The sequence below is a fragment of the Bacillus sp. FJAT-18017 genome (assembly GCF_001278805.1).
Lineage (GTDB): Bacteria > Bacillota > Bacilli > Bacillales > Cytobacillaceae > Bacillus_D.
Genome location: NZ_CP012602.1, coordinates 301,587 through 327,519, shown reverse-complemented (window position 1 = coordinate 327,519; position 25,933 = coordinate 301,587). Strand labels below are relative to the sequence as shown.

General features: G+C 43.6%; 25 protein-coding genes. 10 read left to right on the top strand and 15 right to left on the bottom strand.

The window, feature by feature from the left end:
- Positions 1-89: 89 nt before the first annotated feature.
- Entirely contained in the window at positions 90-854 is a 765-nt protein-coding gene (gene fdhD / locus AM500_RS01620) for a formate dehydrogenase accessory sulfurtransferase FdhD (protein WP_053597641.1), read from the bottom strand.
- A gap of 611 nt (positions 855-1,465) precedes the next feature.
- Between fdhD and pdxK the strand changes: the two genes are divergently transcribed.
- From pdxK to bshB2, 3 genes are all read left to right on the top strand, one after another.
- A complete protein-coding gene (gene pdxK / locus AM500_RS01615) occupies positions 1,466-2,272 on the top strand; it encodes a pyridoxine/pyridoxal/pyridoxamine kinase (RefSeq protein ID WP_053597640.1) in 807 nt (268 codons plus the stop codon).
- A gap of 166 nt (positions 2,273-2,438) precedes the next feature.
- Complete coding sequence (locus AM500_RS01610) at positions 2,439-2,786, top strand: YojF family protein (protein WP_053597639.1); 348 nt, start codon at positions 2,439-2,441, stop codon at positions 2,784-2,786.
- Between the two features lie 321 nt (positions 2,787-3,107).
- Positions 3,108-3,776, top strand: a complete 669-nt coding sequence (gene bshB2, locus AM500_RS01605) for a bacillithiol biosynthesis deacetylase BshB2 (RefSeq protein ID WP_053597638.1) — start codon at positions 3,108-3,110, stop codon at positions 3,774-3,776.
- A 48-nt stretch (positions 3,777-3,824) separates the two neighbouring features.
- On the opposite strand, the gene AM500_RS01600 is transcribed toward bshB2, so the two are convergent.
- Positions 3,825-4,274, bottom strand: a complete 450-nt coding sequence (locus tag AM500_RS01600; protein WP_053597637.1) for an SRPBCC family protein — start codon at positions 4,272-4,274, stop codon at positions 3,825-3,827.
- A gap of 170 nt (positions 4,275-4,444) precedes the next feature.
- On the opposite strand from AM500_RS01600, the gene AM500_RS01595 reads away from it, so the two are divergent.
- The 4 genes from AM500_RS01595 (at position 4,445) to AM500_RS01580 (ending at position 7,494) form a co-directional block, all read left to right on the top strand.
- The gene (locus AM500_RS01595; RefSeq protein ID WP_053597636.1) at positions 4,445-4,693 is read left to right on the top strand and encodes a hypothetical protein; all 249 of its coding nucleotides are present in this window, start codon (positions 4,445-4,447) and stop codon (positions 4,691-4,693) included.
- Between the two features lie 378 nt (positions 4,694-5,071).
- On the top strand, positions 5,072-5,797 hold the full coding sequence (locus AM500_RS01590) for an ABC transporter ATP-binding protein (protein WP_053597635.1): 726 nt from the start codon (positions 5,072-5,074) through the stop codon (positions 5,795-5,797).
- The gene (locus AM500_RS01585; protein WP_053597634.1) at positions 5,797-6,825 is read left to right on the top strand and encodes an ABC transporter permease; all 1,029 of its coding nucleotides are present in this window, start codon (positions 5,797-5,799) and stop codon (positions 6,823-6,825) included. The genes AM500_RS01590 and AM500_RS01585 overlap by 1 nt, the downstream gene beginning before the upstream one ends.
- Positions 6,826-6,843: 18 nt before the next feature.
- Positions 6,844-7,494 carry a TetR/AcrR family transcriptional regulator gene (locus AM500_RS01580; protein WP_053597633.1) on the top strand — a complete coding sequence of 217 codons (651 nt, stop codon included), beginning with the start codon at positions 6,844-6,846 and terminating at the stop codon, positions 7,492-7,494.
- 75 nt (positions 7,495-7,569) lie between these two features.
- On the opposite strand, the gene AM500_RS01575 is transcribed toward AM500_RS01580, so the two are convergent.
- From AM500_RS01575 to AM500_RS01560, 4 genes are all read right to left on the bottom strand, one after another.
- Positions 7,570-8,664, bottom strand: coding sequence for a PQQ-dependent sugar dehydrogenase (locus tag AM500_RS01575; RefSeq protein WP_053597632.1), 1,095 nt, complete (start codon positions 8,662-8,664; stop codon positions 7,570-7,572).
- Positions 8,665-8,731: 67 nt separating this feature from the next.
- Positions 8,732-9,592, bottom strand: a complete 861-nt coding sequence (locus AM500_RS01570; protein WP_053597631.1) for a Cof-type HAD-IIB family hydrolase — start codon at positions 9,590-9,592, stop codon at positions 8,732-8,734.
- Between the two features lie 112 nt (positions 9,593-9,704).
- A complete protein-coding gene (locus AM500_RS01565) occupies positions 9,705-10,367 on the bottom strand; it encodes a DNA alkylation repair protein (protein ID WP_053597630.1) in 663 nt (220 codons plus the stop codon).
- A gap of 43 nt (positions 10,368-10,410) precedes the next feature.
- Positions 10,411-10,902, bottom strand: coding sequence for a GNAT family N-acetyltransferase (locus AM500_RS01560; protein WP_053597629.1), 492 nt, complete (start codon positions 10,900-10,902; stop codon positions 10,411-10,413).
- A gap of 118 nt (positions 10,903-11,020) precedes the next feature.
- Between AM500_RS01560 and AM500_RS25730 the strand changes: the two genes are divergently transcribed.
- On the top strand, positions 11,021-11,164 hold the full coding sequence (locus AM500_RS25730; protein ID WP_197282652.1) for a hypothetical protein: 144 nt from the start codon (positions 11,021-11,023) through the stop codon (positions 11,162-11,164).
- Positions 11,165-11,216: 52 nt separating this feature from the next.
- On the opposite strand, the gene AM500_RS01555 is transcribed toward AM500_RS25730, so the two are convergent.
- From AM500_RS01555 to AM500_RS01540, 4 genes are all read right to left on the bottom strand, one after another.
- Positions 11,217-11,420: a hypothetical protein gene (locus AM500_RS01555; RefSeq protein ID WP_053597628.1), complete on the bottom strand. Its 204-nt coding sequence runs from the start codon at positions 11,418-11,420 to the stop codon at positions 11,217-11,219.
- Positions 11,421-11,613: 193 nt separating this feature from the next.
- A complete protein-coding gene (locus AM500_RS01550; protein ID WP_053597627.1) occupies positions 11,614-11,820 on the bottom strand; it encodes a hypothetical protein in 207 nt (68 codons plus the stop codon).
- Positions 11,821-12,056: 236 nt separating this feature from the next.
- On the bottom strand, positions 12,057-12,500 hold the full coding sequence (locus tag AM500_RS01545) for a hypothetical protein (RefSeq protein WP_053597626.1): 444 nt from the start codon (positions 12,498-12,500) through the stop codon (positions 12,057-12,059).
- A gap of 25 nt (positions 12,501-12,525) precedes the next feature.
- Positions 12,526-13,629: a PRK06851 family protein gene (locus AM500_RS01540; protein WP_053597625.1), complete on the bottom strand. Its 1,104-nt coding sequence runs from the start codon at positions 13,627-13,629 to the stop codon at positions 12,526-12,528.
- A gap of 439 nt (positions 13,630-14,068) precedes the next feature.
- Here AM500_RS01540 and AM500_RS01535 point away from each other — a divergent pair, with 439 nt between their 5' ends.
- Entirely contained in the window at positions 14,069-14,605 is a 537-nt protein-coding gene (locus AM500_RS01535) for an HD domain-containing protein (RefSeq protein ID WP_053597624.1), read from the top strand.
- Between the two features lie 308 nt (positions 14,606-14,913).
- Here AM500_RS01535 and ybaK read toward each other — a convergent pair whose 3' ends face one another.
- The 5 genes from ybaK to AM500_RS01510 all read right to left on the bottom strand — a co-directional run bounded on the left by ybaK (position 14,914) and on the right by AM500_RS01510 (position 23,516).
- Positions 14,914-15,390, bottom strand: coding sequence for a Cys-tRNA(Pro) deacylase (gene ybaK / locus AM500_RS01530; protein WP_053597623.1), 477 nt, complete (start codon positions 15,388-15,390; stop codon positions 14,914-14,916).
- A 240-nt stretch (positions 15,391-15,630) separates the two neighbouring features.
- Positions 15,631-18,084 (bottom strand): S8 family serine peptidase, encoded by a 2,454-nt coding sequence (locus AM500_RS01525; RefSeq protein ID WP_053597622.1) that lies wholly within the window; start codon positions 18,082-18,084, stop codon positions 15,631-15,633.
- A 206-nt stretch (positions 18,085-18,290) separates the two neighbouring features.
- Positions 18,291-20,771, bottom strand: coding sequence for a S8 family serine peptidase (locus AM500_RS01520; RefSeq protein WP_231688089.1), 2,481 nt, complete (start codon positions 20,769-20,771; stop codon positions 18,291-18,293).
- 260 nt (positions 20,772-21,031) lie between these two features.
- A complete protein-coding gene (locus tag AM500_RS01515; protein ID WP_053597620.1) occupies positions 21,032-21,679 on the bottom strand; it encodes a response regulator in 648 nt (215 codons plus the stop codon).
- Positions 21,654-23,516 carry a GAF domain-containing sensor histidine kinase gene (locus AM500_RS01510; RefSeq protein ID WP_053597619.1) on the bottom strand — a complete coding sequence of 621 codons (1,863 nt, stop codon included), beginning with the start codon at positions 23,514-23,516 and terminating at the stop codon, positions 21,654-21,656. Before AM500_RS01510 ends, AM500_RS01515 begins: the two co-directional genes overlap by 26 nt.
- Before the next feature lie 522 nt (positions 23,517-24,038).
- Here AM500_RS01510 and AM500_RS01505 point away from each other — a divergent pair.
- On the top strand, positions 24,039-25,826 hold the full coding sequence (locus tag AM500_RS01505; protein WP_053597618.1) for a TIGR04190 family B12-binding domain/radical SAM domain protein: 1,788 nt from the start codon (positions 24,039-24,041) through the stop codon (positions 25,824-25,826).
- Positions 25,827-25,933: the final 107 nt, after the last annotated feature.

The following is a 25,933-nucleotide window of genomic DNA, read 5'->3' as shown; positions in this document are numbered from 1 at the left end:
GTCTCCTTCCCTTAATTAACTAAAGCATCCCTTAATTCCCCGAAAAATCAGTATCACCGACAAAGATTTCCCCTGCGCGATTCCCCCTTTCAATTCGATTCTGCAGCAACAACGGATTCTCGAAGGTCACTGTGGACCCTGCCTGCAGTAGTATAAATTACAGCCATTTTCCCCCTTAAATAGCCTACTACTTCTATATTTAGATATTTGGCTAACTGGATGGCCTGCTTTGTTGCAGCTGTCCTAGAGCCGATGACGGCGAAGCCAAACTTTGCTGCCTTGGATAGCATTTCATATGACACGCGCCCTGTAGTAAGGAGAATCAAATCTTCCGGATTAAGCCGATTGCGAATTGCATGGCCAATGATTTTGTCGACAGCATTGTGTCTCCCGATATCTTCCCGGATCTCCATATTGCCAGCTTCATCAACGATGCATGCTCCATGCATGCCTCCTGTTTCCAGGTAGAGCTCCGAAGCTTGCGCAAATTCAGCACGTTTCTTCAATAAATAACTTAAAGGGTAGTTCTTAGTTGAATTATTTCTTCCAAATTCCTTTACATCTGTCATTGAGAAGAAGGTTACTCCACGGCCGCACCCAGCAGTGTAATGCTTCTTTTTTGAAAACATCTTGTCTCCATCAAAAGAATTATTCAATGTAACTTCGAGCGTTGCCATACCTTCGTGAAACTCCACTTTCTCAACATCATCCGCTATGTCAATCATCCCTTCCGAGAAGAGATAGCCATACACCCAGTCTTCTAAATCAGATTTCGTAAGCTGAAAAACGGCAATTTCATAACCGTTGACTGTAAGATTGATCGGATATTCCTCAGGACAGCTTTTTCTGTTCATTGTCCTTCCTCCTTTTCCGTCCGGCACCATTTTACCTATCTTCATTGTAGAAACCTCGGCCGAATACAGCAGTGATATTTATCACCCTCCCGGAAATTGGGAGTCTATTTTGAAAACCCTTGCAAATCAAGGCTGGTACAAGATCGACTATTAAAACTTATAATAAAAAGAGCCGAAAAAGTGGTTTTAATTTGACAGATTGGTTGCGCTTTTGTGTCTAAGTTTTGTACATTTTGTGACTGCTAAAGATTAATAACGTGAAGATAGAATTAAATATCCAACCTTCAAATGCTAGCGCTTACAACAATTGCTGCTCTGCAAACCTTCCCCCCGTATACATAGAGTAATCGGGATGAACATTTTCCGCAGTAATTTTTATCACGTCTACATGTGTTAGACACAATATCGTAACAAATCAGAAATGCCTACCAATAAAACTTTCATTTTTATATGTTAAGTGAACAGCTGTCATAAACTGTGTGTTGACATCAAGTCTCATTCTCTTTACAAAGGGGGTTTTAACTGAGTAAAATGAGAAAGATACGTAGGTGAAGACCCGGGGATTGCTAGTAGTAATCACCCTGGATGACCTGTTAAAGGAGGCAGTATTTATGTCGATTAAAAAAGTAATCACTCTTGCCGGTTCTGATACAAGCGGAGGCGCTGGAATTCAAGCCGACTTAAAAACATTTCAGGAGCTTGGCGTTTATGGCATGACTGCTTTGACAACAGTTGTCACCATGAAGCCTGATGGGTGGAATCATGAGGTACACCCTCTGCCAATCGATACCTTGAAAAAACAATTGGATACAATCCTTTCTGTTGGGATTGATGCCATGAAAACAGGGATGCTTGGCACTGTTGAAATTATTGAACTAGCTGAAAAAGTAATTAAAGAAAACAAGCTCGATAAAGTTGTAATTGATCCGGTTATGGTCTGTAAAGGCGAGGATGAAGTCCTTAATCCTGAAACAACAGATGCTATGCGCGAGCTGCTTCTCCCGATTGCGACTGTTGTCACTCCTAACCTGTTTGAGGCTGGGCAGCTTGCCAAGACCGGACCAATCCGTTCAATGGATCAATTAAAGGAAGCCGCAGCGATTATCCATGAACAGGGTGCAAAATATGTAGTCATTAAGGGCGGGAGCAAATTCGATTACGAAGGCGAAGCGATTGACCTCCTATACGATGGAAAGAACTATCATTTATACAAAACATCGAAAATTGGTACAACCTATACCCATGGTGCAGGATGTACATTTTCTTCAGCTATTACAGCCGGACTTGCTAAAGGGATGGACGTTCAATCAGCCATCGATACAGCAAAGTTATTCATTACCGAAGCTATCCATGAAGGATTCCAGCTTAACCAGTATGTTGGACCTGTCTGGCACGGCGCCTATAGAAACTCATTGTAAAACAACTAGCAACAAAAGGCCTGGAAAAATTTCCAGGCTTTTTTTAATCGTTTACCTGAAAAAGAAGTGCATGCGTTTCGCTTTTCAAGGCCAACTTTAGTATGATAAACAATATTAAAACTGTAGAATCAAAAAGGGCAGATAGCTGCCGGAAGGGGGAATCCTTTTGGGACCGGTCTTATTAGATAAAGTTCAGGCTGCAATCAACAATTATTGCAGCAAGGAAGTGTATATCCATCTTGAAACGACTAATGGTGCCTATGCAACACATAATGATCAGTCGTTCTTTTCCTCAGGCGCCTATATCCGCAATGCCAAAGTCCAATATGAATATGGGAAGATTACTGGAAATGGCCCCTATAGGGTAGGCTTAAAAATCCCGCTTGGCTGGATATATGCAGAAGGAATCACACATTACGAAGTGGATGAAAAGGGGAGACTGCTATTGGCAGGCCACGACTTTAGCGGAAAGCTTGCCGTTACCCTAGAGATTAGCCCCACACCGTTTGAGTAAGAACAGGAACACAAGCTCCTGAAACCTTGCTAATATATGTTATTGGGCACATTTCAACTGTTGTAAAACACTGAAACATCGCCAATACGGCTTATTGAGCATATTTTGACTGTCGAAAAGCGCTGAAACATCGCCAATACGGCTTTTTGGGCACATTTTGACTGTCGAAAAGCGCTGAAACATTGCCAATAAACCTTGTTGGGCACATTTTGACTGTCGAAAAACACTAAAACATCGCCAATAAAACTTTTCAATCAGTGGCAATAAAAAACTGAGCAAGCTGGTATCGCAGACCAGCCTGCTTATGGAGGAGAGTATAGTATGGATAAAGAAAGACATGTGCTTGTAGTCTTTCCTCACCCGGACGATGAGGCATTTGGGGTATCAGGGACTATCGCTTCCCATGTAAAAATGGGGACCCCTGTGACTTATGCCTGCCTCACTCTCGGCGAAATGGGACGGAACATGGGAAATCCCCCTTTTGCAACAAGGGAATCCTTACCCGGAATACGCCGGCAAGAGCTTCAGGAGGCAGCGAGAGTTCTTGGTATACAGGATCTTCGCATGCTCGGATATAGGGATAAAACGGTTGAATTTGAGGATGAGGAAAAGCTTGCAGCTAACATTGGTTCTATCATCGATGAAACCAATCCCTCACTAATTATTTCATTTTATCCAGGATACTCCGTCCACCCTGACCATGATGCAACCGGAAGGGCTGTAGTCCGTGCTGTCCAGGCAATTCCAAAGGAAAAGAGACCAAAGCTGCATTGTGTCGCATTCTCAAATAATTGCATTGATGAGCTGGGCGAAGCGGATATCGTATACGATATCACTCCAGTCGCCGATATTAAATTAGCAGCGATAAAGGCACATAAATCTCAAACCTCATGGACTATTCAGGATATGGAAGAAAAATTAAAGAATCAGGACCCTGCAATGATGGTCTGGGTCAATAATGAGCGATTCTGGACCTATAAAATGGATTAAACGAAAACCGGACAGCCTAGCTATCCGGTTTTACTTCTTTTGTGCCATTTATAGTGTCGGTCCAGTTCCTTCCAGTGCATCTTTTAAATAGCTCATTTGGTTCCCGTCTTCTCTTTTTAGCATATCAACAATGAACCTTTTGGTAATCCTCATTCTCAGGCCAGTCGTTTTAATGATTGCTTCAAAGTGAGCTTTTGTTCCTCCATCCGCTTCACTAAATCTGTATCTGTAAGTAGACTGAAGTCCATTTATATCGCTCCGGTAGGAAAAATGCTTATTCTTTTCATTTTCAACAATTTCTAACTCATTCCTCGTTTCGCGGCCTCGAATCATCCGCGTTTCGAGTACTTTGTCGCCCGGCATCAAAAACCCATCACTTGGCTTGTCTATCTTGACAACATTGGGCATGAATTCCGACATATTTTCCATATTACTAACATACTCGTATACTTCTTCGATTGGCTTTCTGATGATTACACTTGCTTCAAAGTCCGCCAAGATCGCTTCACCTCTTTATCTACTTTTGCTTTTACCCTTCTATCATTATATCTTTTTTCCTTAAAGGTTTCTCCTGTACTGCCGCTTTCTAAACCCACTAAAGTGGTAAACCTATGGTAGGCAAAATCCGTGCAAAAAGGTAAACTTAAGCCATTAAAGGAGGATTTTCGATGCTAAAAAAAATCTATATGCCTTTGCTCCTCATTGCCTTTCTGGCTGGGTGCAGTTCCGGGCCAAACTACACGATAACACTCATGCAGCCGCTATATGTTTCAAATGAAGAAGTTCCTTTTACAATAAGAGTGCTGGAAGGAGATGAGCCTGTAAGCGGCCTTAAAATAACAGCTAAAACCGATATGGTCAAAATGGCTCATGGTGCCTCTCAAACAAATTTTAAAGAAGAAAAGGACGGTATCTAATCTGGTACAGTAAAAATTCCAATGGCTGGTAAATATAAAATAATAATGACAATTAAGAATGGCGAGGAAGAAACTACGAAAGAAATGGAATATGAGGTTAAAACGGCACAATAAGGAGAAGAACATGCAACAACTTCGAAAATGTGCTTATTTCTTCGTCCCACGGGATTATTAATGAAAGCCCATCAATGTCCTGCAGAAAAAAGAGATAGAAATCTATAATGGCCTCTAGCTAATTTTAGTTGGAGGCTGTTTGTCGAAAAGTATAATTAAATAGTGAGTGATTACTCACTTCATTTTTTAGCCCCCCTGACATATAATAGAGTCATAAATGAGTGATTACTCACTCTTCTATATATGGAAAGAGGGGGAGAACAGATGAGCAACGAATCGATTGTTTCTATCAGAAATGTTTCGAAAACCTTTGGCAACCAGAATGTCTTAATAAATATTAATTTGGAAATCATGCCAGGTGAAATCTTTGGCCTGCTTGGTCCCTCAGGGGCAGGAAAAACAACAATAGTCCGCCAGTTGATCGGCCTTGAAACTCCAACTGAAGGGGAGAATTGGTTGTTCGGTGAAAAAATGCCCTCGCTCAATCTTGTTGAAATGGCTGGATATATGTCTCAGTCCGATGCCCTTTACAATGAATTATCAGCAAAGGACAACCTTGAATTTTTTGCTGCACTATATGGGCTTAAGGGGAAAGAACGGCAAGAACGGATTAAAGAGGTCATGAACATGGTCCAGCTTACTGATGATTTAAACAAACCGGTAGCCGCCTTTTCAGGGGGAATGAAACGCCGGCTTTCCCTGGCTGCTGCGATGCTGCACGAACCGAAGCTATTAATCCTTGATGAACCAACCGTAGGAATTGACCCGGTTCTTCGGAAAACTATTTGGGATCAGTTTTACCATTTGAAGGATTCAGGCACTGCCATCATAGTCACAACCCACGTAATGGACGAGGCAGAGAAATGTGACCGCTTAGGGATGATTCGAAATGGCGAACTGATTGCAATTGGTACTCCTGCTGAACTAAAAGCAAATACCGGGTCAGACACGATTGAACATGCATTTCTTGTTTACGGGGGTGCATTCTAATGAGAATACGTGCTCTAATCATTCGGATTCTAAAGCAATTTTTCCGGGACAAACGGACAATGGCTTTAATGATTCTCGCTCCAATTTTAATCCTGACGATGCTCAACCTTGTTTTTAATGGGAAGGATTATGTTCCGAAAGCTGGATTGATTGGAATTCCTGAACAGTTGAAGGATCAATTAGACCTTTCGGATGCTAAAGTAAAAGACTTTGATTCTATCTCCAATGCTGAACAAGCTCTAAAAGATGGAGAACTGGACGGATATCTTGAAGTGAAAGATAATAGACCTTCGATTGTACTCGAAGGGAGTGATCCGACTGCAAACAGGGCATTTATGCTTTGGGTTCAGCATGCTTTTGCTCCAGTCATGCCTGAAACTGAAACACAGGAACTTACTGTTGAGTATTTGCACGGTTCCGATTCTATGAGTCAGTTCGATTATTTTGGACCTGTCCTGCTTGCATACTTTGTGTTCTTTTTTGTATTTTTAATAGCTGGGGTATCCTTTCTGCGCGAGCGGACTAGTGGAACATTGGAAAGGCTGCTTGCAAGCCCATTAAGGCGCTGGGAAATTGTCATTGGCTATGTTGTAGGATTCGGCATTTTTACAACCATCCAGGCTGCGATTATTTCATGGTACGGGATATATGTACTTGATATGCTTATGGAAGGATCGCTCCTGCTTGTCTTGCTGACAACATTGTTGCTTTCATTTACTGCACTGACGTTGGGTACCTTACTATCGGCTTTCGCAAACAACGAGATGCAGATTATCCAGTTTATTCCTCTCGTGATCGTCCCACAGGTATTCTTTTCGGGGTTATTTAATATTGAGACAATGTCTGAATGGCTAAGCTGGATTGGGCCATTAACTCCTCTCTATTATGCCGCGGACGCAATGCGGGATGTAATGGTAAGAGGGTATGGGATAGAGGAGATTTATCCTGACTTGCTGTTACTGTTTGGGTTGTCTGTCCTGTTCATGGTTTTAAATAGTGTCGCCATTAAGAAGCACAGAAAAATATAGGAAAGGGGCGGGAGAAGCATGAATGAGATAGACATGTCCATTGAAGATCTTTTTGAAGATGGTGAACTAACCGAAAAGCAAAAAAAAATCCTGATTGCTGCCATCGAGTCTTTCTCCGAAAAAGGCTTTGCGGCAACATCAACTAATGAAATCGCAAAAAAGGCTGGCGTTGCAGAAGGAACCATTTTCCGCCACTATAAAACAAAAAAAGAGCTGTTAATCAATATTGTTTCACCAGTCATGGCCCGTCTCGTCGCTCCCTTTGTCATTAGGGACTTCGATAAGGTCCTAAACAAACGGTTTGAAACATATGAAGAGTTCCTTCGAGCCATGTTCATTAACCGCAGGGAATTCTTTGAAAAAAACAGCCAGATCATTCGGATTCTTGTTCAGGAAATCCCATTCCAGCCGGAACTGCGCGAACAATTCAAGGAGCATGTGGCATCCAAATTGTATGAACGGTTTGCCAGACTTGCTGACTATTATAAGGAAAAGGGGGAAATCATTGATATACCAGCACCCAGCGCACTGCGGCTGACCGCATCGTCCATCATTGGTTTTTTCATAGCAAAATACCTGATTATCCCCGAGGCCTATTGGGATGATGAAGCCGAAATGGAGCGAACCATTCATTTTATTATGAATGGGATTGGTACCTCAAAAGAATAACCAAGAAGCCTGCCAACTTTATGAGGCAGGCTTCGCTTTTGCAGATATTGGAACACAAGCTAATTAAGTACGGCCTTACTGCAATTCTTTTAACGGAATGCGGTAGAGCTTATCATCCTTTTCGCCAGGATTCCCGCGCCCATCCGTATTATTACTAACAAAGTATAAGTAATTACTATCGACAAGGACATCACGAATCCGGCCAAGGTTGTTGATTAACACCCTTGTTGTTCCTGCATTGATATCGAACTCGCGGACTGCATTGCCCCTCAATGTCGCGACATATAGCCTCTCTCCATCTGTATCCATACCAGAGGGCGCCCACGTCTCGTTGCCGGAATGGAAGAGTGGGGTTTCCATTCCTTCCTTCTGCTCATCGCCAATAATGATTGGCCAACCATAATTCTTGCCCGCCGCTATCCTGTTAATTTCGTCATGGGCAGACTGTCCATGCTCACTAGCATACATACTCCCGTCCGATAGCCAGGTAATCCCCTGCGGGTTTCGATGGCCATAGGTGTATACATAGGAATTAGGGAAAGGATTGTCAGATGGTATACTTCCATCTAAATTCATGCGAAGGAGTTTGCCGCCAAGCGTTGCTGGGTCCTGGGCAGTTTCTGGATTTGAAGCATCACCTGCAGTGACATACAACTTCCCATCAGGCCCTATTTCAAGCCTGCCGCCATGGTGCACAGGACCGCTAGGTAAACCGTCCAAAAGTGTCTCCTCTTCCCTCCACGCACTGCCGTCATAGGATAGGACAACGACTCGATTCTTTTGGCCACCAGAATCCGTATACGTATAGTAAGCAAACGCAGAAGATTCCGTAGGAAAGTCAGGGTTCAGGACAAAGCCAAGCAATCCAGCTTCGGAGGCATCTGATAGAGTTTTTTTCAATTCAACCTTTTGCCTCACTACCTTTCCATTCTCAATTTTCACAATTGAACCTGGCCGCTCTGTAATAAAAAAGGTATCCTCTGCCTTCGCTATAGACCAGGGAACCTTCAATTTCTCTGCAATGACTTCTACCCCTTGAGTAACAGCGGGCTCCGAATCAGTATCGGATTTGCCAGGGGCAGCCTCGTTCCTAGTCCCAGGTTCACTATCCGGTGTGCATGCAGCCAAAATAACGGCTATAAGCGCCAACGCGCCAATCCATCTTCTCATTGGTTACAGCTCCCTCTGCTTTAAATGTGTAACATCTCCACGCCTTTACGCGGTGCGGCCGACCCTACTATATTGTGATTATTTTTTCAATTGCCTTCGCAACACCATTTTCCTCATTGGTTGACGTAACATGCGAACATACGGATTTTATATCGTCAGGTGCATTTCCCATGGCAACTGATATACCGACCTTTTTAAACATTGAAATATCGTTATAGTTATCGCCAAGGGCCATCGTCTCTTCTAAAGATATGCCTCGATTCTTAACAAAGGCCTCAAGCGCGATCCCTTTCTGTGCATCAATCGACGTAATTTCAATATTTTCCGCGCCTGAGGAGCTAATAGCAATTCCCGGGATCGCTGATAGCTCTTCTTTCGCTTCGGCCAACATGCTCTGATCAAGTGAGAATGCGAGGAACTTTAGTATCTCAGCTCCATCTCCATCAAATAGAGGGCGATATGTATCAACCTTCTTTACCAGTCCTTTATGGAATCTTTCTTCCGCGGCAGCAAGCACTTTTTCAACATCCGCCTCCGGGTTGGCAGTTAGAAGGATATCGGACATGATGGTAACTGCCTGATCATAGCTATCGGTAAAGGTGCCCTTATTTGTATATACTTCAAAATAAACATCGCTTTTCTCCAGGCGTTCGGCTATTTCTCGGGCTTTTTCAATACTCAACGGATTTGATGCAATTGCAACTCCTTCTTCAGAGCGCACTTCCCCTCCATTAACGCAAATAACAGGGCATTGAATCCCAGCCTCCTCGAGAACAAATTTCGCCTCAAGATAGGAGCGGCCGGTCACAACAACAAACTCCACACCCATATCTCTAGCCTTTTTAATAGCCTCCCGATTTTCCTTGGTAATTTCCTGCCCCGATGTTAAAAGGGTACCGTCCATATCAGATGCAACACATTTAATCATGATGTTTTCTCTCCAATCGTAAAGCGGCGTTCCGCCTTTTTCATCCCTGCCATTCTACCTCATTTGTTCCTGTATATCCTGTTTCAAGGCTTTGATTGATGGTTTCTGTGTATTAGTCCAAATACTTCGACCCTTCCCGTCTGCTAAGTGGGGCAAGCTCTGTACTTAAGATAAACTCTTTCACCGATATTGGGTTCGTTTTTGAGTATTCCCTAAGTGCCCAGCCAATTGCCTTTTGTATAAAAAATTCTTTGCTCCCTGTATTCTCCCGTATGTATGTATATAATCGCTTTTGATCTGTTTCGTTTTTATATTTAAGCTGATGCAAAATGGATGTACGGCGTAGCCACATATTTTCAGAAACTGCCCACTTGTCCATTTCTGCCTGGATTTCGGGATACTTCTTTGCCAGTATTCCAACCGGCTTTGAGGCAAGAGTATCTACCGTATCCCACCAGGATTTTGTAGTAATCAGCCATTTTAAGAAGAGAAGTGAATCCGGGCCCAGCTTTTTGCTGTATCTTTCTAAGTATCCAAGCGCAGCATATTGGTATTCACGTTCAGGCAGCTTCCATAATTCTTCGACAAATATGGGGTTAAAGGGCTTTTGTAATATGCTTGTCCTATCATAAAATTCCTTCTCGAGCTTTTTCCGCTCCGGCATCTTCAACCCTATGAACGGGAATAAGTCCTTCATATATTTTTTCATTCCCGCTGCATTTTCAGGATTGCGGTGTGCGTTAAATATCGTCCGAAGTTCTTTAAGCTCATCCATTCTTCAGCAACTCCCATCCCCTGAATTTTCATTTTTAAATCGGTCAGACCGGAACATAAAATTCCTGGCAAATGATTTTTTCAGTGCCTTCTTGGTCCTCATACTCCTTGTAGGGGATAGAAAGGGACCGATAGATACTATGCCAGAATTTGATCGCATGTTCGTTTTTTCCTAGTTGGGCTACAAAATAACTTCCGGGTCTTAACTCAAATATCTTCTTTGCTGCTCTGGTTGCAGCTCCTTTTCCCCTAAAACGTTTATAAAGGAAAAAGTCATTAATTACATATTGAATATGCTTAGTAAAAGGAGGTTCAAGCAAAAGGACAAACCCTGCATTTTCACCGTCATCGACGATAAAATAGGGATTTACACCTTCTTTTTCCCAAAAATATGAAAAGGAATCAAATTCGTATGTGCCAGCTGAATTCTCCTTAAGGCTATCCGTATACGCTGATAAATCATGCAAATAATGTGCGTACATATTTCTCAGAATTTCCGCATCTTCCCTGGTTGTTTTTCTTACCGTAATACTCATTTCTCTCACCCCGTTAAATTGTCTACTTTTAACTATTCTATCATCAGGCTGGCTTCTCCTCTGTATGATTTACCAACCTGATGCCAAACTACTAAAGAAGCGGGAAGGGGTGAAGAACATGACGAAAAAATACAATAAGGGCAGCCGCAACCAAAGCTCCCCTGAAGCAGGGCATAATCAAATGGAAATCGCTCTTGAAAACAGCGGGGATAACAGCAAAGGGAATGTAAGGGGTAAAAGTCAGAATACCAAAACAAAATAAAAAATGCCCGGCTGCAGAATAGGTGCTGCAATCCGGGCTTACCCTGTCATTGTCATCGATGATAATCCTCCCAAACTTGGTGATAAATTTCATATGCGGTTTCCGAAAAGCCAAAGTCAATCAATGCTAGAAATATCCAGAACACCTTCTTAATCCATATAACCTCAATTTGCGCGGTAAACAGTGCAATGATGATGGAAACGAAAACTACAAACGCAAACACCCTTTTTCGAGTATACCGTTTGCTTTCAGCCATGCTATCACCTCCTTATACCAATTGCTCCTTCCTGATCACCTTTCCGTCCTCACTCCTTCCTTTTTATCTTTTGTGAAATTATGCACAATCTCTTGAATAAGAAAGCCGGCACCTTCAAGCATGCCGGCCCTGTGTGCTTACCTTATTTACGAATGGATTGATGTAAGGTTTCGACTCATGCAAACTAAACATTCTAATCTTTTGGTTGTTGATAAATATTTGTTCTCATAGCCGGACCCTCTTCCCGGTCCTCGTAAAACTCTTCCTGTATAGCAAGGTTAGCCTGCTCTGCCTTGCTCTTTGGAGTGGCATCTCCCTGATTGGCACTATTCCCGCCTGTCAGTCTTTTGTCCAATTCAAGATTCGTTTCAACTGCCTCACCTTTATTTTTCTTGGCCATATGAATCCCTCCTTCTTCTTATCCTTAGTTTTCTCGTTTCCTGGTCGATTCAAACACTAATACTATTACAACAAAATAATCTACATAGGAAATGCAACTGAAGCACACAAGGGTGACCGTGCTTAAAGCAATCCAGAACAGCCTTGGCAGGAACTGAATGAGTATGACCAGGAATTTGAGCGTATTTTATGTAATAACAAAGCGTGCGGAGAATTGCCCGCACGCAATTTTGTTTACTAAAAGCATCTGAAGGAACGGATTCTTCTCAAGTCTGTTCCATAATAGGACCAGCCCCTTCTCCTCCAACGCCAGCCAGCAATCGATGTCCTCCCTACAAAAGTTGGATAGAACCAAAAGCTGTTGCCATTATTTAGCCAAATGTATGTGTAACGGTAAAGGCAGCGCCTAATTCCGCCCGGATCAACCGCGAACGCAGCCGCCTGGGATTCTTGCGGTGTTGCAAATGGCGGGGGGCCGAATGGAGGACCGTCCTGGCCTCCACCTGGAAAAACTCCTCCTGTCGCCCCTCCACCGGGAAACATCCCGCCAGTAGCTCCGCCACCGGGGAATCCTCCTCCTGGAAACTGGCCTCCTCCAAATCCGCCTCCCGGAAATTGCCTGAAATCACCTTGTTCCTGTCCAGGGACATATCCGTTTGCGTAAAAGTTATTGTTATCCAATGTAATTCCTCCTTATAATTATTCCTTAATGGACTTTTACCTCTGCCAGTGATCGGATTTGGCCCGCGACCTTATCCCTGATAGCGTCTACCTTTTTAAAATCCATAGCTGGTATATAGATTGCTTCAAGTTCGTCATGAAGTTCTTTAGCCCTTGCCAGATGGGAGGTTGCTTCCTTCATCTTTGCTTTGTACCTTCCCGAAATTGATTCAATCCGGCCAGCAAAAATTTCATCGGTTGCCGGCGCAATTAAAAGCTCATACATATCGATGATTTCATCTCCATCACGGCTTGGAAAGTATTCATGTGGCGCGGTACTGTCAAAAATTGCAATCCCAATTTCGCGAAACACAACCATATCAAGGCTATGCGGGTCAAATCCACAATGATAAATTTCCACATCAATTCCCCGATCTTCTGCGCCCTTAGCAAGTTTCTTTAGCATTGTGGACTTTCCGCTACCCGGCCGTCCCTTGATAAAATATCTCTTTTGTACATCCTCGGTAAGGTTAGGGACAAAGTCCACCGCACCGGCAGGAGTGGCCGCACCGAGGAATCTGTGGCGGACATCACTTGATTTATTCAGCCTGATTTTCCCAAAGAACTGGTCAATCAGCTTTGCAGTCAGTTCATCTGCCTTTTGGAAGTCCATACTCTGGATGTAAATAAGCTCCCATTCGTCATGAATTTCAAGCGCATCCTTAAAAGTGGAATAAGCTGTCTTAAAGGCTTCTCCTATATTCTTATTTAAGTTTAAAATTTTATCTTTATGCTGTTTGAGAGCTGACGAATCCCATGCTTCTCCCAGGTTAATATACTCTTCAATTGCACCAGGCGCAGATGGCTCAATCACATGTGGATGTGTCCCATCAACGATACCGATTTTCAAAGCTGGTATGATGACTCCATCTATGGATTGGTTATCAGAAGAGCAATGAAGCAGCTCAATGTCAAAACCACGTTCGTTCCACTCCCTGCCGATCGCCTTCATTAGAGAAGATTTCCCCGTTCCAGGACCTCCCTTTAGGATGAAAAGCTTTTCTAGCCCTTGAAGATTGGAATCATACAAACTATGGAAGCCCCTGGCCGTATTTCCCCCAGCAAAGTAATTCCTAATCCTTCCCGCCACTTGCACACACCCCTATTCAAACAAATGGATTGTTTCACCCATTATCGTATGCAGCTCTTCACCCATGGGTGAATGCCCACAAACAGATTGATTTTCAGCAAAAAGCAACATTAACTGCAATGCGTTTAAATCACGTTATGCGGGGAATAGTAGCAGTAATTAAGCATTCTCCGCCCCGGGGCGGTTAACATATAAAAGCAAAAGCGCCTTGCTAGCCCCCACAGCTTAAGGTAAGGCTCGCCGGATGGGTCTGCCCCCGGGGAGTATTGGCTTAGGACCTCGGGGGGGCTAGGCGCTGGAGCTGGAATTCTCAAAGAATACTTTTAAAATAATATAAATAAAGGACTCCGACTCCGGGGTCTTTTCTGCATAACAGGCATTTCCCCGCGGTTTGGGGACATGATATACTCGTTGGAAATAACATTAATGGAGGAAAAGGATGAGGGACGTAACACTAGAGCAGATTTTCAGGCACCATATCACCCAGAAATACTTGAATCGCTCGGGTATGGCACACGCCATTGCAGTTGCCCATCACGCATTCAATATGGCAAAGGAACACGGCCAAGACGTCGATATCGCCTCTAAGGCGGGATTTTTACACGACATGGGCCACTATACCTGGTATCGGAACGGAAAATGGGATTATGAATTGTATAGGAAAAATGATATACATGCCATCAAGGGGGCAGAGCGTGCTCACAAACTGTTGATCCGGCTCGGCGAGAACCCGGTAAAGGCCAAGACAATTGCGCTGGCTATCCTGTTTCATACCGACTCCTTCCTGCCTACAAATGACATTGTCCGAACTCCGCTGCAGCAGATTGTTAAATGGGCGGATGAAAAGGATGAGGAAGAAGGCGGAGCGCATCATTACCGGACTATCGAGTATGACAGGGCACTCAATAGCCTCAAACGGTTGGATAAACTAATTGATGTAGAGTTGGAAAAAGAAGACCCTGATCAAGCCTCGTAGGAGGAGTCAGGGTTTTTGATTTTAGGATATTCGCTTTTAATAGTATTTCAGGGAGGCTTATAATTAATTTAAAAGTGCTCTTGATTACACTGCTTAATTTCATTATTTTGAGACCGAAAGTGTCATACGTATAGGTGGCGAATAACCTTCCATAGCAGCATGAGGGAAAAATGTCATGATAGTTTACAACGAAAAGAAATGAGATAATTTCCTGGGGAATAAGAGTACATTTTGTCGATAAAGATTCTTGGCAGATGTTAATGAATGATTTGCGAAAGAACACACCAGATTAGTGGAATTGTGCACCACTATTTCGTCAAATCCACTAGCCCGGCTTGTATACTTTCTATCAGCGTATTAGGGGATAGTTCAATTTGAACCCCTATTTTCCCGCCGCTAACTATAATTGTTTCCTGCTCGGCTGCCCGAATGTCAATAAATGTCCTATAAAGCTTCTTCATTCCTACAGGCGAACATCCACCTCTTATATAGCCTGTGAACTTTTGAATATCCTTAACAGGTATCATTTCTACCTTTTTATCCCCTGCAGCCCTGGCAGCCTTTTTCAAATCCAATTCCTCTGCCGCGGGAATAACAAATACAAAAATTTCCTTTGATACACCCTGGGCAACAAGTGTTTTAAACACTTGCTCTACTGGCCGGCCGATTTTTCCAGCTACTGATACACCATCAATTTTGCCGTCATTTGCTCCATAGGAGAGCATGGAATATTCAGCCTTTTTCGAATCAAGAATTCTCATCGCATTAGTTTTGCTGCCCGCCATTTTTCTCAACTCCTTTAAAAAGAAAGCTGTGTTAAACAAATGTGTTGATTTCCGCTACAACCAACACTTAATAAAATCAACATAATCTGCTAACACAGCCAAAAAGAAAAAGGAATTCGCCTGTCCGAATCCCCAGCTTTTACATATATATTATAATACTCTTGTCTCAAAAAAATAGAGGGTTATTTCTGTAATTAACACAAAGGGAGGTGGAGACCCCCCTTTTGATTAAACTACACTCTATTGGAACCATGCCTGGAACCAGCGTGTTGATGCAACAGCATAATCAGCGCGGGTAACTTTCTTTGTTGGTTCGAATACTGCCTCAATTGTAGGCTTCAGATCGAATGCCCCTTGCTTGATACTGTACTTAACAGTCAGGATATTAAGATCGATGGCTGTCTGGACATATCCCTTTAGATCCGCCGGGATACTGGCACTGTCCTTTAATACAACTCGTTCTCCGTTATAAAGGAAGGTTACATCTCCCGTGTGTTCCTTAGCGAGTCCCTGAAGGCCTAACGCCTGAACAAGTGAGTAGGCAAGTTCAGCACGGTTCAGCGTTCCATTTGGATTGAAATTCCCATATGAATCCAGGCGCATAACCCCATTTTGCGTAATGGCGCCATCCTTAATAGCAGAACCTTTAGCAAGTGTGGCAAGTGCATATGGAAGGTCTGCAGCTGCTACATCCTTTGCAACCCCGGAAAGGTTCTGGCGGATGCCTGCGCCCATAACAAGGTAGCGGGCAAGCTCTTTTCTCAGAAGATACTGATCTGGCTTAAATGTTCCGTCGGCATAGCCGTCGATTAACCTTTCATTGACCGCCATTTGGATCGCGGATGCTGCAGCATGCCCGGAGATATCATTCAGCCCGGAATAGCCGCTTACCTTTGTAAAAGCAAGTGAACCTGTCACCGTTTCAGGCAATGCGATCCCGATCGGATTCAGTTCATCTCCTCTTAAGCCCCTAACCTCTGCCTTCCATGTACCCGCCTTTGGCGAAGTTACCGAGACAGTGCGGTCCGGGTAAAGAGCAAACAGGAGATTAACCCCAGAGCTATACTCCGTCCCATCAGGGGCTATTAGAATTAAGTTAACTGGATTGCCCGTCTGTCCCAGAAGACCGTAGGCATCAATTCTCGCTGTAAGCTGGGATATCCCTTCTGGAACTGTAAATTCATGCTGGCTTGGTACTGCAGGAGTATACGCAACTTCAAATGAGACCCGCTCTGTTTTTGAATTGACGTTGCTGTAGAACGTTTGGTTCTCATTTACTGTTTTCCCGTACGTTTTGCCAAACAGGACTGCTTCTAGGGCAGCATAAGCATTTACATAGCCCGACCCTGCTTCCCACGTTTCATACCCAGGCATGTTGGTAGCAGTATCCTGAAGGATTTCCTTGATTTCATCCGGTGAAAGCGTAGGTTCAGCTTCCAGCATCAAAGCTACGATACCTGCAACATGAGGGGTTGCCATTGAGGTACCGCTCATTGATGTATAGAAAGGCAGGTAAGCTGGTTCAATCATATTGGCATCATCAGTGATGGCAAGTGAAGAAACAGGTGCCAGCACACGCGTTGAAATAATGTTTACGCCAGGAGCAGTAACGGTCGGCCTGTCTTCCCATGTAAATGTTTCCCCATCCATTTCAAATGTCCCGCCAACACCTTTAGTGCCTCTTGACGAGAAGTCTGCCAGTGAACCATCTTTTTCCCCTGCGGCAACCGAGATTACCCATGGAGCTTTCGCGTATGGGTTATGAGTGTTTTCTCCCGGTCCTTCGTTTCCTGCCGCAAAAAGAACCGTTATGCCGCGGTCATGGGCCGCTTTTGATGCAATGTTAATTGGATTATTCGGATCAAAGTCTCCCGATCCGCCCCATGAGTTCGTAATAACACGGATATTGTATCTTGATTGGTTGGTAATCGCATAATCAAACCCGCCAATTCCATCCAGAATTAGCAGGGCCGCACCTGAACCATATCCAATCAAATCAGCACCAGGAGCAACGCCTTCATACTTACCGCTTGAACTCGCCCCTGTGCCTCCTACTGTTCCGGCTACGTGCGTGCCATGGCCTGAATTTGTGTCTGTATTGACTACATTTTCAAGGTGCGATACTGGCAGGATTCCAGGTGCCAGCGAGGCTAAATTGGTGCTTCCAAGCACGTTTTGAACGAGGTTTTTGCCAAATTGATGGTCGCGGTGGGTCCCATCAACACCGCTGTCATTGACAACAACTCCGACTCCCTTTCCGGATAGAGGAAATCCCCCATTCGCTTTTTGCATGGCGGCATCCGTCTTGGCCTTATCCACGCCAGTTAATGACGTTGAGTCATAGTTATAGTATTCAAGCTTGCGATTCAAGTAGAGGGACTTTACACCTTCAGCCGATGCCAGCTGTTTGATTTGATCCTTGGTCGCTAGTACCCCTGCGATTGGCAGTGACTTCATTGTTACACCAGTCGAGATTCCAAGCTTCTTAAGCAGATCCAACTGCGGAGTGGACGGTGCACCTTCTCCATCAAACGTGACAATAACCTGCAGACTGCCAGTAGCTGTTTCAAGTGCTTTTTCTAGGTTGCTGTCAACTACGGCAGGAAGAAGTGCCGCCTTTGTTTTTGCAAATCCAGGTGCAAATAATGAAAGTAATAATACCAAACTGACAATGCCGGATAACCATTTTTTCATTATGCTTTCCCTCCCACATTTTTTGAGTTTCCTACTATGATTATCGTAAAAATCCCAACATTCTTCTATTCAGCAAAGGGTGTAACTTGTTTTTAAAAAAGTACTATTTTTATGTCATACAAAAGTTATAGAGTAGAAATGGACTATATCCGTAGTAGTAGAAAATCCCCGCCTTAACAGCGAGGATCCTTTGGTTTATTTATTTCTTACTGAGCGGCAGGGTGATAGCTGGCAAAATATCGGGTAACCGCCACGGCGTAATCGGCGCGAGTCACTGTTTTGCCTGGGTCAAACTTAGCAGTAATGGTTGGTTTAAGATCAAAAGGCCCTTGGACAACTGAAAAGTAAGCATTCAATATATTCATATCAAGGGCAAGTTGGACATGTCCCCTCAGCTCTTGAGGGATAGAAGAAGCATCCTGGATTGGCACTCTCGTATCGTTATACTGCACAGTCAGCGCCTGCCCTTTTAACTTGTCAGCCTCTTTCTCTAGCCCCAATGCTTGAACGAGCGAGTATGCCAACTGAGCACGGGTTACCTTTTCATCGGGGGCAAACTTGCCGGAAGCACTCGGAAGCATAACACCTTTATCATCCTGATTGACATCCTTCAATGCTGCCCCTTTACCCAGGACAGCTTCAACAAATGACAGATCTGCTGATTTAACGTCGGAAACACTGTTCACGCCTGTTATAGGGAGCTGCTGCCTTACTCCGGCCCCCATTACAAGATAACAGGCAAGCTCAGACCGCTTTAAAGCTGCATCCGGTTCAAAGTTCTTTGTATTTTTTCCGTCAACAAGCCGCTTCGATACTGCAAGTTTGATAGCCGATTCTGCTGGATGGCTTGCGATGTCATTGAGTCCTGTATAGCTGCCAGCTTGTTTTGAAACGACCTCGATAGCAAGCGTTTCAGGCAATGCCAGCGCACCTTCAAGACCCTCTACACTTACTTTCCAGGTACCGGGCTGCGGATTTACAACCTGGACTGTACGGTCGACATATAACGGAAAGAGGAGGTAAATGCCTGATGTATATCTCGTTCCATCTGGTGCAGTCAGGACGAGGTTTACCGTATTGCCCGTCTGGCCAAGCAGGCCATACGCGTTCGTCCGGGCAACAAGCTCAGTTAAACCTGCAGGAACATTAAATGAGGACTCATTGGTTAGCGCCAGAGGGCTATAATTCAATGAAATTTGCTGGCTCTCTGCACTGATTTGAGCTGTAGAATTGAAAACGAGATTACTATTCAATGTTTTTCCATATGAACGGTTGTTTAATGCCGCATCAACTGCCGCGTACGCGTTGACATAGCCCGCACCCACTTCCCAGCTCTCATAGCCAGGCATATTGGTCGCAGTCTCCTGAAGAATTTGTTTTACCTGAAGTGGATTTAATTCCGGATTGGCATCAAGCAATAGGGCAACAATGCCCGCGACATGAGGCGCTGCCATCGAAGTACCGCTCATAGTCGTATAGTAAGGCAGATAAGCCGGAGGGATAAGGTTGACATCATCTGTCGCCCCCAAGGCCGCAACTGGCGCAAGGACCCGGGTTGATATGATGGTTTGCCCTGGTGCTGTTACAGTTGGACGGTCTTCCCACTTCCATGTCTGGGAGCCAACTGTTACTGTACCACCTTTGCCCTTCACTCCCCGGGATGAGAAGTCCGCAAGCTGGCCTTGCTTCGTTCCCGCTGCAACCGTAATAACCCAAGGTGCTTTTTTGTAGTTTCCTGAAATAGTAGAATCCCCTGGCCCGGAATTACCGGCTGAGAAAATAGTTACAATGCCTCTGTCGTATAATTTCTTTGTTGCGATATTAATAGGATTATATGGATCAAAGTCGGTACCTGCATCACCGGTATCTCCCCACGAATTTGTAATCACACGGATATTGTATTCTGCCTGATGGGTAAGCGCATAATCAAATCCTCCAAGAGTATCAAGCATGGCCACTGCTGCACCTGAGCCATAGCCGATCAATTTTGCGCCAGGTGCAACACCTTCATATTCCCCCTTTGACATAGCCCCAGTTCCTCCGACTATTCCGGCGACGTGGGTACCATGTCCAGAGGTCGAGTCAGTATTCGGTACGTTTTCAATCCAGCTAACTGGTAAAAGTTCATTAAGTGCATTCAAATTGGTGGCCCCAAGGACGTTTTGGACAAGATGCCCGCCAAACTCGTGATCTTTATGTGTTCCGTCAACACCACTGTCATTGATGACAACTCCAACTCCCTGGCCATTTACTGGTATTCCACCGTTCTGCTTTGTAAAGGCTGACTCATTTCTGAGCCTGTCTACTCCAGTTAATTCAGTGGCTTCCTTATTTTCATACTTAAGCTTTTTATTCGAATATATCGAAAGTACATTTTCGTTCTGTGCAAGCTTCTCGACTTGCTCCTTTGTTGCAAGCACGCCTGCTATTGGCAGCTTGTTAAGGACTATCCCTTTTTCAAGGCCTAATGAATGAAGAACAGAAAGAATTTTGGATTGTGTAGCGGCATCTTCCTTAAATGTGACAATGACCTGCTGAGGCTGCAGACTCTCTGTAATCGTAGATAGGAGCCCTTTTTCGATTACAGCGGCCCCATTAGCACTCGCTTTATTTGGGGCTGCTTGAAAACTGCTGAAAAAAATACTGAATACCAAGCATAAGGACAAAATTAAAGAAGTTCTTTTCAATCTCCCAACCTCCATGTTCTGAATATTCTAAATTCAATTTATCATTTACCCTATTATCCCATTGTTTAAATGCTATTCCTATTCTCCACAGGCAATATTCTGCACAGGTAAAGGTACTAATTCTTCTAAGACCAAAGTAGTATTTGAAAAGTAGAAAAGTAGAAAAGCCACAGCCTTAACTTTTTCGCTGCCTGTTTGTTTCCTGAACAAAAATTAATACACCCTGCTTAAAAAAGCAGGGTGCAAGTCAAGTTATTCTGTTAAGGCAGGGGTATTAGCTGATTTTGCACCGCATAAATCACAACCTGTGATCGGCTTTTCACATCAAGCTTTTTAAAGATTTTGCTTACATGAATCTTTACTGTTTTATCACTGATAAAAAGAGTCTGCGCGATTTCTTTGTTATTCATTCCCTGGACAAGGCAAAGCAGGACTTCTCTCTCCCTTTCAGTCAGCAACGCATCCTTGGATTCCTTGGGAGGTTCTTCCTGAGGCTGGTTAAAGCTAAGGAACTTTTTAGTCATGGAAGGAGCTATTACTGACTGTCCGCGGGCAACAGAACGGATTGCCTCGACCACATGCTGAGATGGAGCATCTTTTAGGAGATAGCCATCAGCCCCTTCCCTTATTGCCGACATAAAATATTCATCATGGTCAAACATTGTGAGTACGAGGACTTTAATTTGCGGGAATTCCTTCTTTATAATTCCAGTTACTTCGATCCCGTTCTTATCCGGAATATTTATATCCATTAATATAACGTCAGGCAGGATTTCCGGCACTTTAACTAGCGCATCCTGACCCGAAACTGCCTCGCCAACGACTTCTATATCCGTCTCAAGATCCAGGATATTCTTCAGCCCATCCCGGAGAACCGCATGGTCATCGACTAACATGAGCTTGATCATTTATGATTCCCCCTTCTATTCCCATCCGTGGAACGGTTAGTGAAATTTCCGTTCCTTCTCCTTCTCTGCTGTCGACCTGCAGGGAGGCCTGAATTTTTTCGGCAGCCTCATTCATATGAAGAATTCCGAAATGAGGCTCATTTCTTGCCTTTATCATAGCTTGGAATAAAGAGAAACCGATTCCGTCATCTTTTATTTTTAAAAAAACATTTTCCCTTTGATAGCTAATCATTACTTCTATTTTGGCTGCCCCCGCATGCTTTAGTGCGTTCTGTACACTCTCCTGGAAAATATCAAATATCACCTTTTCCGTCATCGAGCTTAACGGAAACTCGGTTCCCCTTTTTTCGAGTTCTATATGGACTGGATGTTCTTTCCTTACCGCCTTTATCCGTGATTCTATAGCGGTAAGGAGTCCAACCCTCTCTGTAGGATAAGGCCTCAGTGCATAAATGGACTCCCTCACTTCTCTTAAACTCAGACGCAGTTTTTCTGTACTTTCCTGTATCAGCTTTAAGGAATCCTCTGGAGCTTTCGGGAATTTCCTTTCTGCCGTTTCAAGTGTCAGGACCGCTCCTGCAAGCGTTTGAGCCACTCCGTCGTGGATATCACGCGCAATCCGGTTCCTTTCCTCCAAGATGAGCCTCTTCTCCTCCTCGGAGAAGAGCCATTTTGTTTTTATTAAAACCGCAAGCTGGTTTGCAAGTGTAACAGCGGACTGAACATCTTCTTCTGTAAAACTCTTTGTCCTGCTTCTGCCAAAGACAAACAATCCAACAAGCTCTTCATCTAGCAGAAGCGGGGCATACATCTTGGACCGGATTTCTTTTTGAAAGAATGGAGATGCCGGGCCGGCCTCCCGCCGAGAATTGTGGAAAATGACAAATTTTTTCACCGTGTTGAGCGCCTTGGCATCCTCACCGGATAGCTCTATCCCCTCATTCGTGAGACCAGTTGAAAAAACTCTATTCCAGTTGCTATTTTCCTTTGTCCAAAGAATACATGCATCAACATCAATGAATTCAGGGAGGTTCTCTACAAGGAAATCAAGCCAATTGTTGGAGGCAATCTGTTTATTCAGCTCTGAGGAAATGCTGAACAGCGCCTTAAGCTTTGACTTTTCCTTTTTTAGCCTGACGATGATTGAACTCAGCAGTGCCAGCCCGACCAGGGGAGCAAAGAAGAAAAAGAATGTAATTGCATCAATTTCCCCACGATTCTGATTGCCAAGCACCACGAAAAGAACAAGGTATCCGTACGATATCGCCATGCTGTTCAGTTCCTGCAAAGTTTTTTGCCGCCACATTTTTATTGTGTATGGCTGCGGGCGGACAAATAGAATGATATCAACGAGCATATTGTTAATAAGATAAAATGGGACAATTGCGGTCGTAATATAGAGAAGCCCTCCAATTACTGCAGGCTTTGTGTCAAAGTCGCCAATTGTAGAGGCCCACTCGGAAAAAGCCAGAGCCACATAAAAGCTGATGATTAATTGGGCTGGATTAAAGCAAATAATCCGGAGTGGCCTTCTTTTCGCTATATTTACGGCTAATACGATAATCGCGTACGACCAGATTGCATATTCCAGACCGTGCATCACATATATGGCATAGACAATTGGAAACGATATAGTTGTAAAGCCGCGCCAGACGGGCATAGGATATACTTCAACCACCCCGAGAAACGCTGCAAGCAGTACGAAGATCAGCCACTGTTCAGGGACTTCTATCCCTGGTGTTGTAAGGAAAAGGATAAGTCCTCCGGCAATCGATATACCCGTCATCGCCAGGTGCGCAACTCTTTCCTTCTGCTGTACCAGCTTTTGTCCAGCCATCCTCTTCCCTTCTCCCCTATTCTAAATTTTCTGTTAATTATAATGTAAGTTAAATTATTATTTTTGTACATTAAAAAGGCTCTCTCCTCAAAGAAAAGAACCGCTTATCCATTCTTATAATCAATTGAAAAACCCAGACCGGCCAAATGGCAATCCACTGTCCGATGCTGGGACAAACCCCGCTCGGTTTGTTTGCATTTATTATCGCAAATCTTTCTCGTCCATTACTATTCAGCAAAAGCCATATTTGATCTACTACTTTAGTAGTAAAATGATATGCATATTCATTTGCCTCAAAATTGATTTATTTAGAGGCCACTTTGTCACGTGATTGTCAATCTATGGGAAGTGATAAAGATTATTTTTGTAATAAACTTAAATTGTATTCGTCATCACTTAATATCTTTGAGTAAACAGGTATATTTTTTTAATATATTTTGTGAAATTTTTCACATATCAGTGTTAAATACCTTATTAACCACACATATCTTGGAAGATTACTATAATTAGAAGGTGAAAATAATGATGTATGACTTAGTTCTTTTACATGCGCCAAGCGTTTATGATTTTAGGGAAAACTCGCTTTTGGCCGGCCCAATCAGTGATGTTGTCCCATCTTCTCCAGTTTTCGAGATGTACCCGATTGGGATCACCTCGATTGCTGACTATCTTGAACGCTACGGACTCAAGGTAAGGATTATTAACATTGCCAACAGAATGCTAATGGATGAAAATTTTGATGTAGAAAAGAAGTTAAAAGGCATCAAGGCGAAGTGTTTCGGAATCGACCTCCATTGGCTTCCGCATGCACACGGCAGCATTGAATTGGCAAAGATAGTAAAGCGGCTGCATCCTGATACACCTATTATGTTCGGAGGCTTGTCCTCTACGTATTACCATAAGGATTTAATTGAATATCCTTGCATTGATTTCGTCCTCCGCGGTGACTCAACTGAAAAACTTGTCCTCATGCTCATGAACAAGCTTGAATTCGGGAATACACTTTACGAGGATATCCCGAATCTAACGTGGAAACGCGGAACTGAGGTTGGATACAATCCACTTTCCTATGTACCAAAGGACCTTGATGAATTTGATGTTCCAGGATACAGATATGCGATAAAATCGGTATTCAAATATAAAAACTTTATGGATCCCCTGCCATACAACGGCTGGCTGCAATACCCAAACACAGCTATCCTAACTGCAAGGGGATGCACCCAGAATTGCCTGATTTGCGGCGGCTCCAAAGATGGCTATGACCAGAACTGCAACCGGAAATCCCTTGCACTCAGGTCACCTGAAAAATTGGTTGAAGATATTCAGTTTATTCAGCGCTTCAGCCGCGCGCCCATCTTCATCCTTCATGATATCCGTCAGGGCGGCAAAAAGTATGTCGAGGAATTTTTCGGCAGACTGAAAAATATCAATTTAAAAAATGAACTAGTTTTCGAACTGTTTCAATACGCAAATGAGGATTTCTTCAAACAAATCAACGAGGCGGTCCCTAAATATAGCGTCGAGCTTACTCTCGAAACCCATGATGAAGGAATTCGCCGCTATAACGGCAAATTCAACTGTACCAATGCCAAGGTTATCGAAACCCTGCAATTCGCATTAAAGCATGGCTGTAAAAAAATTGATTTGTTCTTTATGATAGGTATTCCGCACCAAACGTATCAAAGTGCACTTGAAAATGTTGATTTTGCTGAAAGAATTCATCTTGAATGCGGCCAGGATCCACGGTTATTCTACTTTGTAGCACCACTCGCCCCATTTCTTGATCCAGCAAGTGCTGCATTTGAAAATCCGGAGCTCTATGGCTACAAAAAATTGTGCCATACCCTGGAAGACCACCGTAACGCAATTACCCAGCCATCCTGGAAGCACATGCTTAGCTACGAAACAGTCGATATGACCAGGGATGACATTGTCGATGCAACCTATGATTCAGCCAAGCTTCTTAACGACTTCAAATTGAAATACAAATTGATTGACAGGGCTGGCTATGAAGATATCAAGTATAAAATCGAAAAATCCCAGGAATATATCGAACGTATTGATCATCTGCTGACTCTTCCTAAAGAGGAATACCAGGTGGAATTGGTCACGATCAAGAAGGAAATTGAAGAATTGAATAAACACAGCATCTGTGGAAGCAACGAGCTTAAGTGGGAAGTTCAAAAGAACTATGCTAATTTCTTCTCCTTAGCTATGGTTGGTCTTGAACAGCTTTACAAGGATTATTCAAATAGTGTCCGTTCCCGCCTGCAGCCTAAAGTGCGCCACGAAGTCAATCTAGATGCTTAACATTTAAGGAGTCCACTATGGGCTCCTTTTCTTTTTTGAAGCTTTGTTTCAAGTATTCTCTGGTGGATATAAATTATTTACTATATTAATCCTCTTCACTGTCCTTG

What these genes read in the sequence shown, in the direction of transcription:
- ybaK (WP_053597623.1), bottom strand. Translation starts at nt 15,390, where the DNA reads ATGGCGGGCAGCAAAACTAATGCGATGAGAATTCTTGATTCGAAAAAG.
- AM500_RS01510 (WP_053597619.1), bottom strand. Translation starts at nt 23,516, where the DNA reads ATGGCTGGACAAAAGCTGGTACAGCAGAAGGAAAGAGTTGCGCACCTG.
- AM500_RS01525 (WP_053597622.1), bottom strand. Translation starts at nt 18,084, where the DNA reads ATGAAAAAATGGTTATCCGGCATTGTCAGTTTGGTATTATTACTTTCA.
- AM500_RS01565 (WP_053597630.1), bottom strand. Translation starts at nt 10,367, where the DNA reads ATGGATGAGCTTAAAGAACTTCGGACGATATTTAACGCACACCGCAAT.
- AM500_RS01560 (WP_053597629.1), bottom strand. Translation starts at nt 10,902, where the DNA reads ATGAGTATTACGGTAAGAAAAACAACCAGGGAAGATGCGGAAATTCTG.
- AM500_RS01555 (WP_053597628.1), bottom strand. Translation starts at nt 11,420, where the DNA reads ATGGCTGAAAGCAAACGGTATACTCGAAAAAGGGTGTTTGCGTTTGTA.
- fdhD (WP_053597641.1), bottom strand. Translation starts at nt 854, where the DNA reads ATGAACAGAAAAAGCTGTCCTGAGGAATATCCGATCAATCTTACAGTC.
- AM500_RS01535 (WP_053597624.1), top strand. Translation starts at nt 14,069, where the DNA reads ATGAGGGACGTAACACTAGAGCAGATTTTCAGGCACCATATCACCCAG.
- AM500_RS25730 (WP_197282652.1), top strand. Translation starts at nt 11,021, where the DNA reads ATGACGAAAAAATACAATAAGGGCAGCCGCAACCAAAGCTCCCCTGAA.
- AM500_RS01550 (WP_053597627.1), bottom strand. Translation starts at nt 11,820, where the DNA reads ATGGCCAAGAAAAATAAAGGTGAGGCAGTTGAAACGAATCTTGAATTG.
- AM500_RS01580 (WP_053597633.1), top strand. Translation starts at nt 6,844, where the DNA reads ATGAATGAGATAGACATGTCCATTGAAGATCTTTTTGAAGATGGTGAA.
- AM500_RS01575 (WP_053597632.1), bottom strand. Translation starts at nt 8,664, where the DNA reads ATGAGAAGATGGATTGGCGCGTTGGCGCTTATAGCCGTTATTTTGGCT.
- AM500_RS01515 (WP_053597620.1), bottom strand. Translation starts at nt 21,679, where the DNA reads ATGATCAAGCTCATGTTAGTCGATGACCATGCGGTTCTCCGGGATGGG.
- AM500_RS01505 (WP_053597618.1), top strand. Translation starts at nt 24,039, where the DNA reads ATGATGTATGACTTAGTTCTTTTACATGCGCCAAGCGTTTATGATTTT.
- AM500_RS01585 (WP_053597634.1), top strand. Translation starts at nt 5,797, where the DNA reads ATGAGAATACGTGCTCTAATCATTCGGATTCTAAAGCAATTTTTCCGG.
- AM500_RS01595 (WP_053597636.1), top strand. Translation starts at nt 4,445, where the DNA reads ATGCTAAAAAAAATCTATATGCCTTTGCTCCTCATTGCCTTTCTGGCT.
- bshB2 (WP_053597638.1), top strand. Translation starts at nt 3,108, where the DNA reads ATGGATAAAGAAAGACATGTGCTTGTAGTCTTTCCTCACCCGGACGAT.
- pdxK (WP_053597640.1), top strand. Translation starts at nt 1,466, where the DNA reads ATGTCGATTAAAAAAGTAATCACTCTTGCCGGTTCTGATACAAGCGGA.
- AM500_RS01570 (WP_053597631.1), bottom strand. Translation starts at nt 9,592, where the DNA reads ATGATTAAATGTGTTGCATCTGATATGGACGGTACCCTTTTAACATCG.
- AM500_RS01590 (WP_053597635.1), top strand. Translation starts at nt 5,072, where the DNA reads ATGAGCAACGAATCGATTGTTTCTATCAGAAATGTTTCGAAAACCTTT.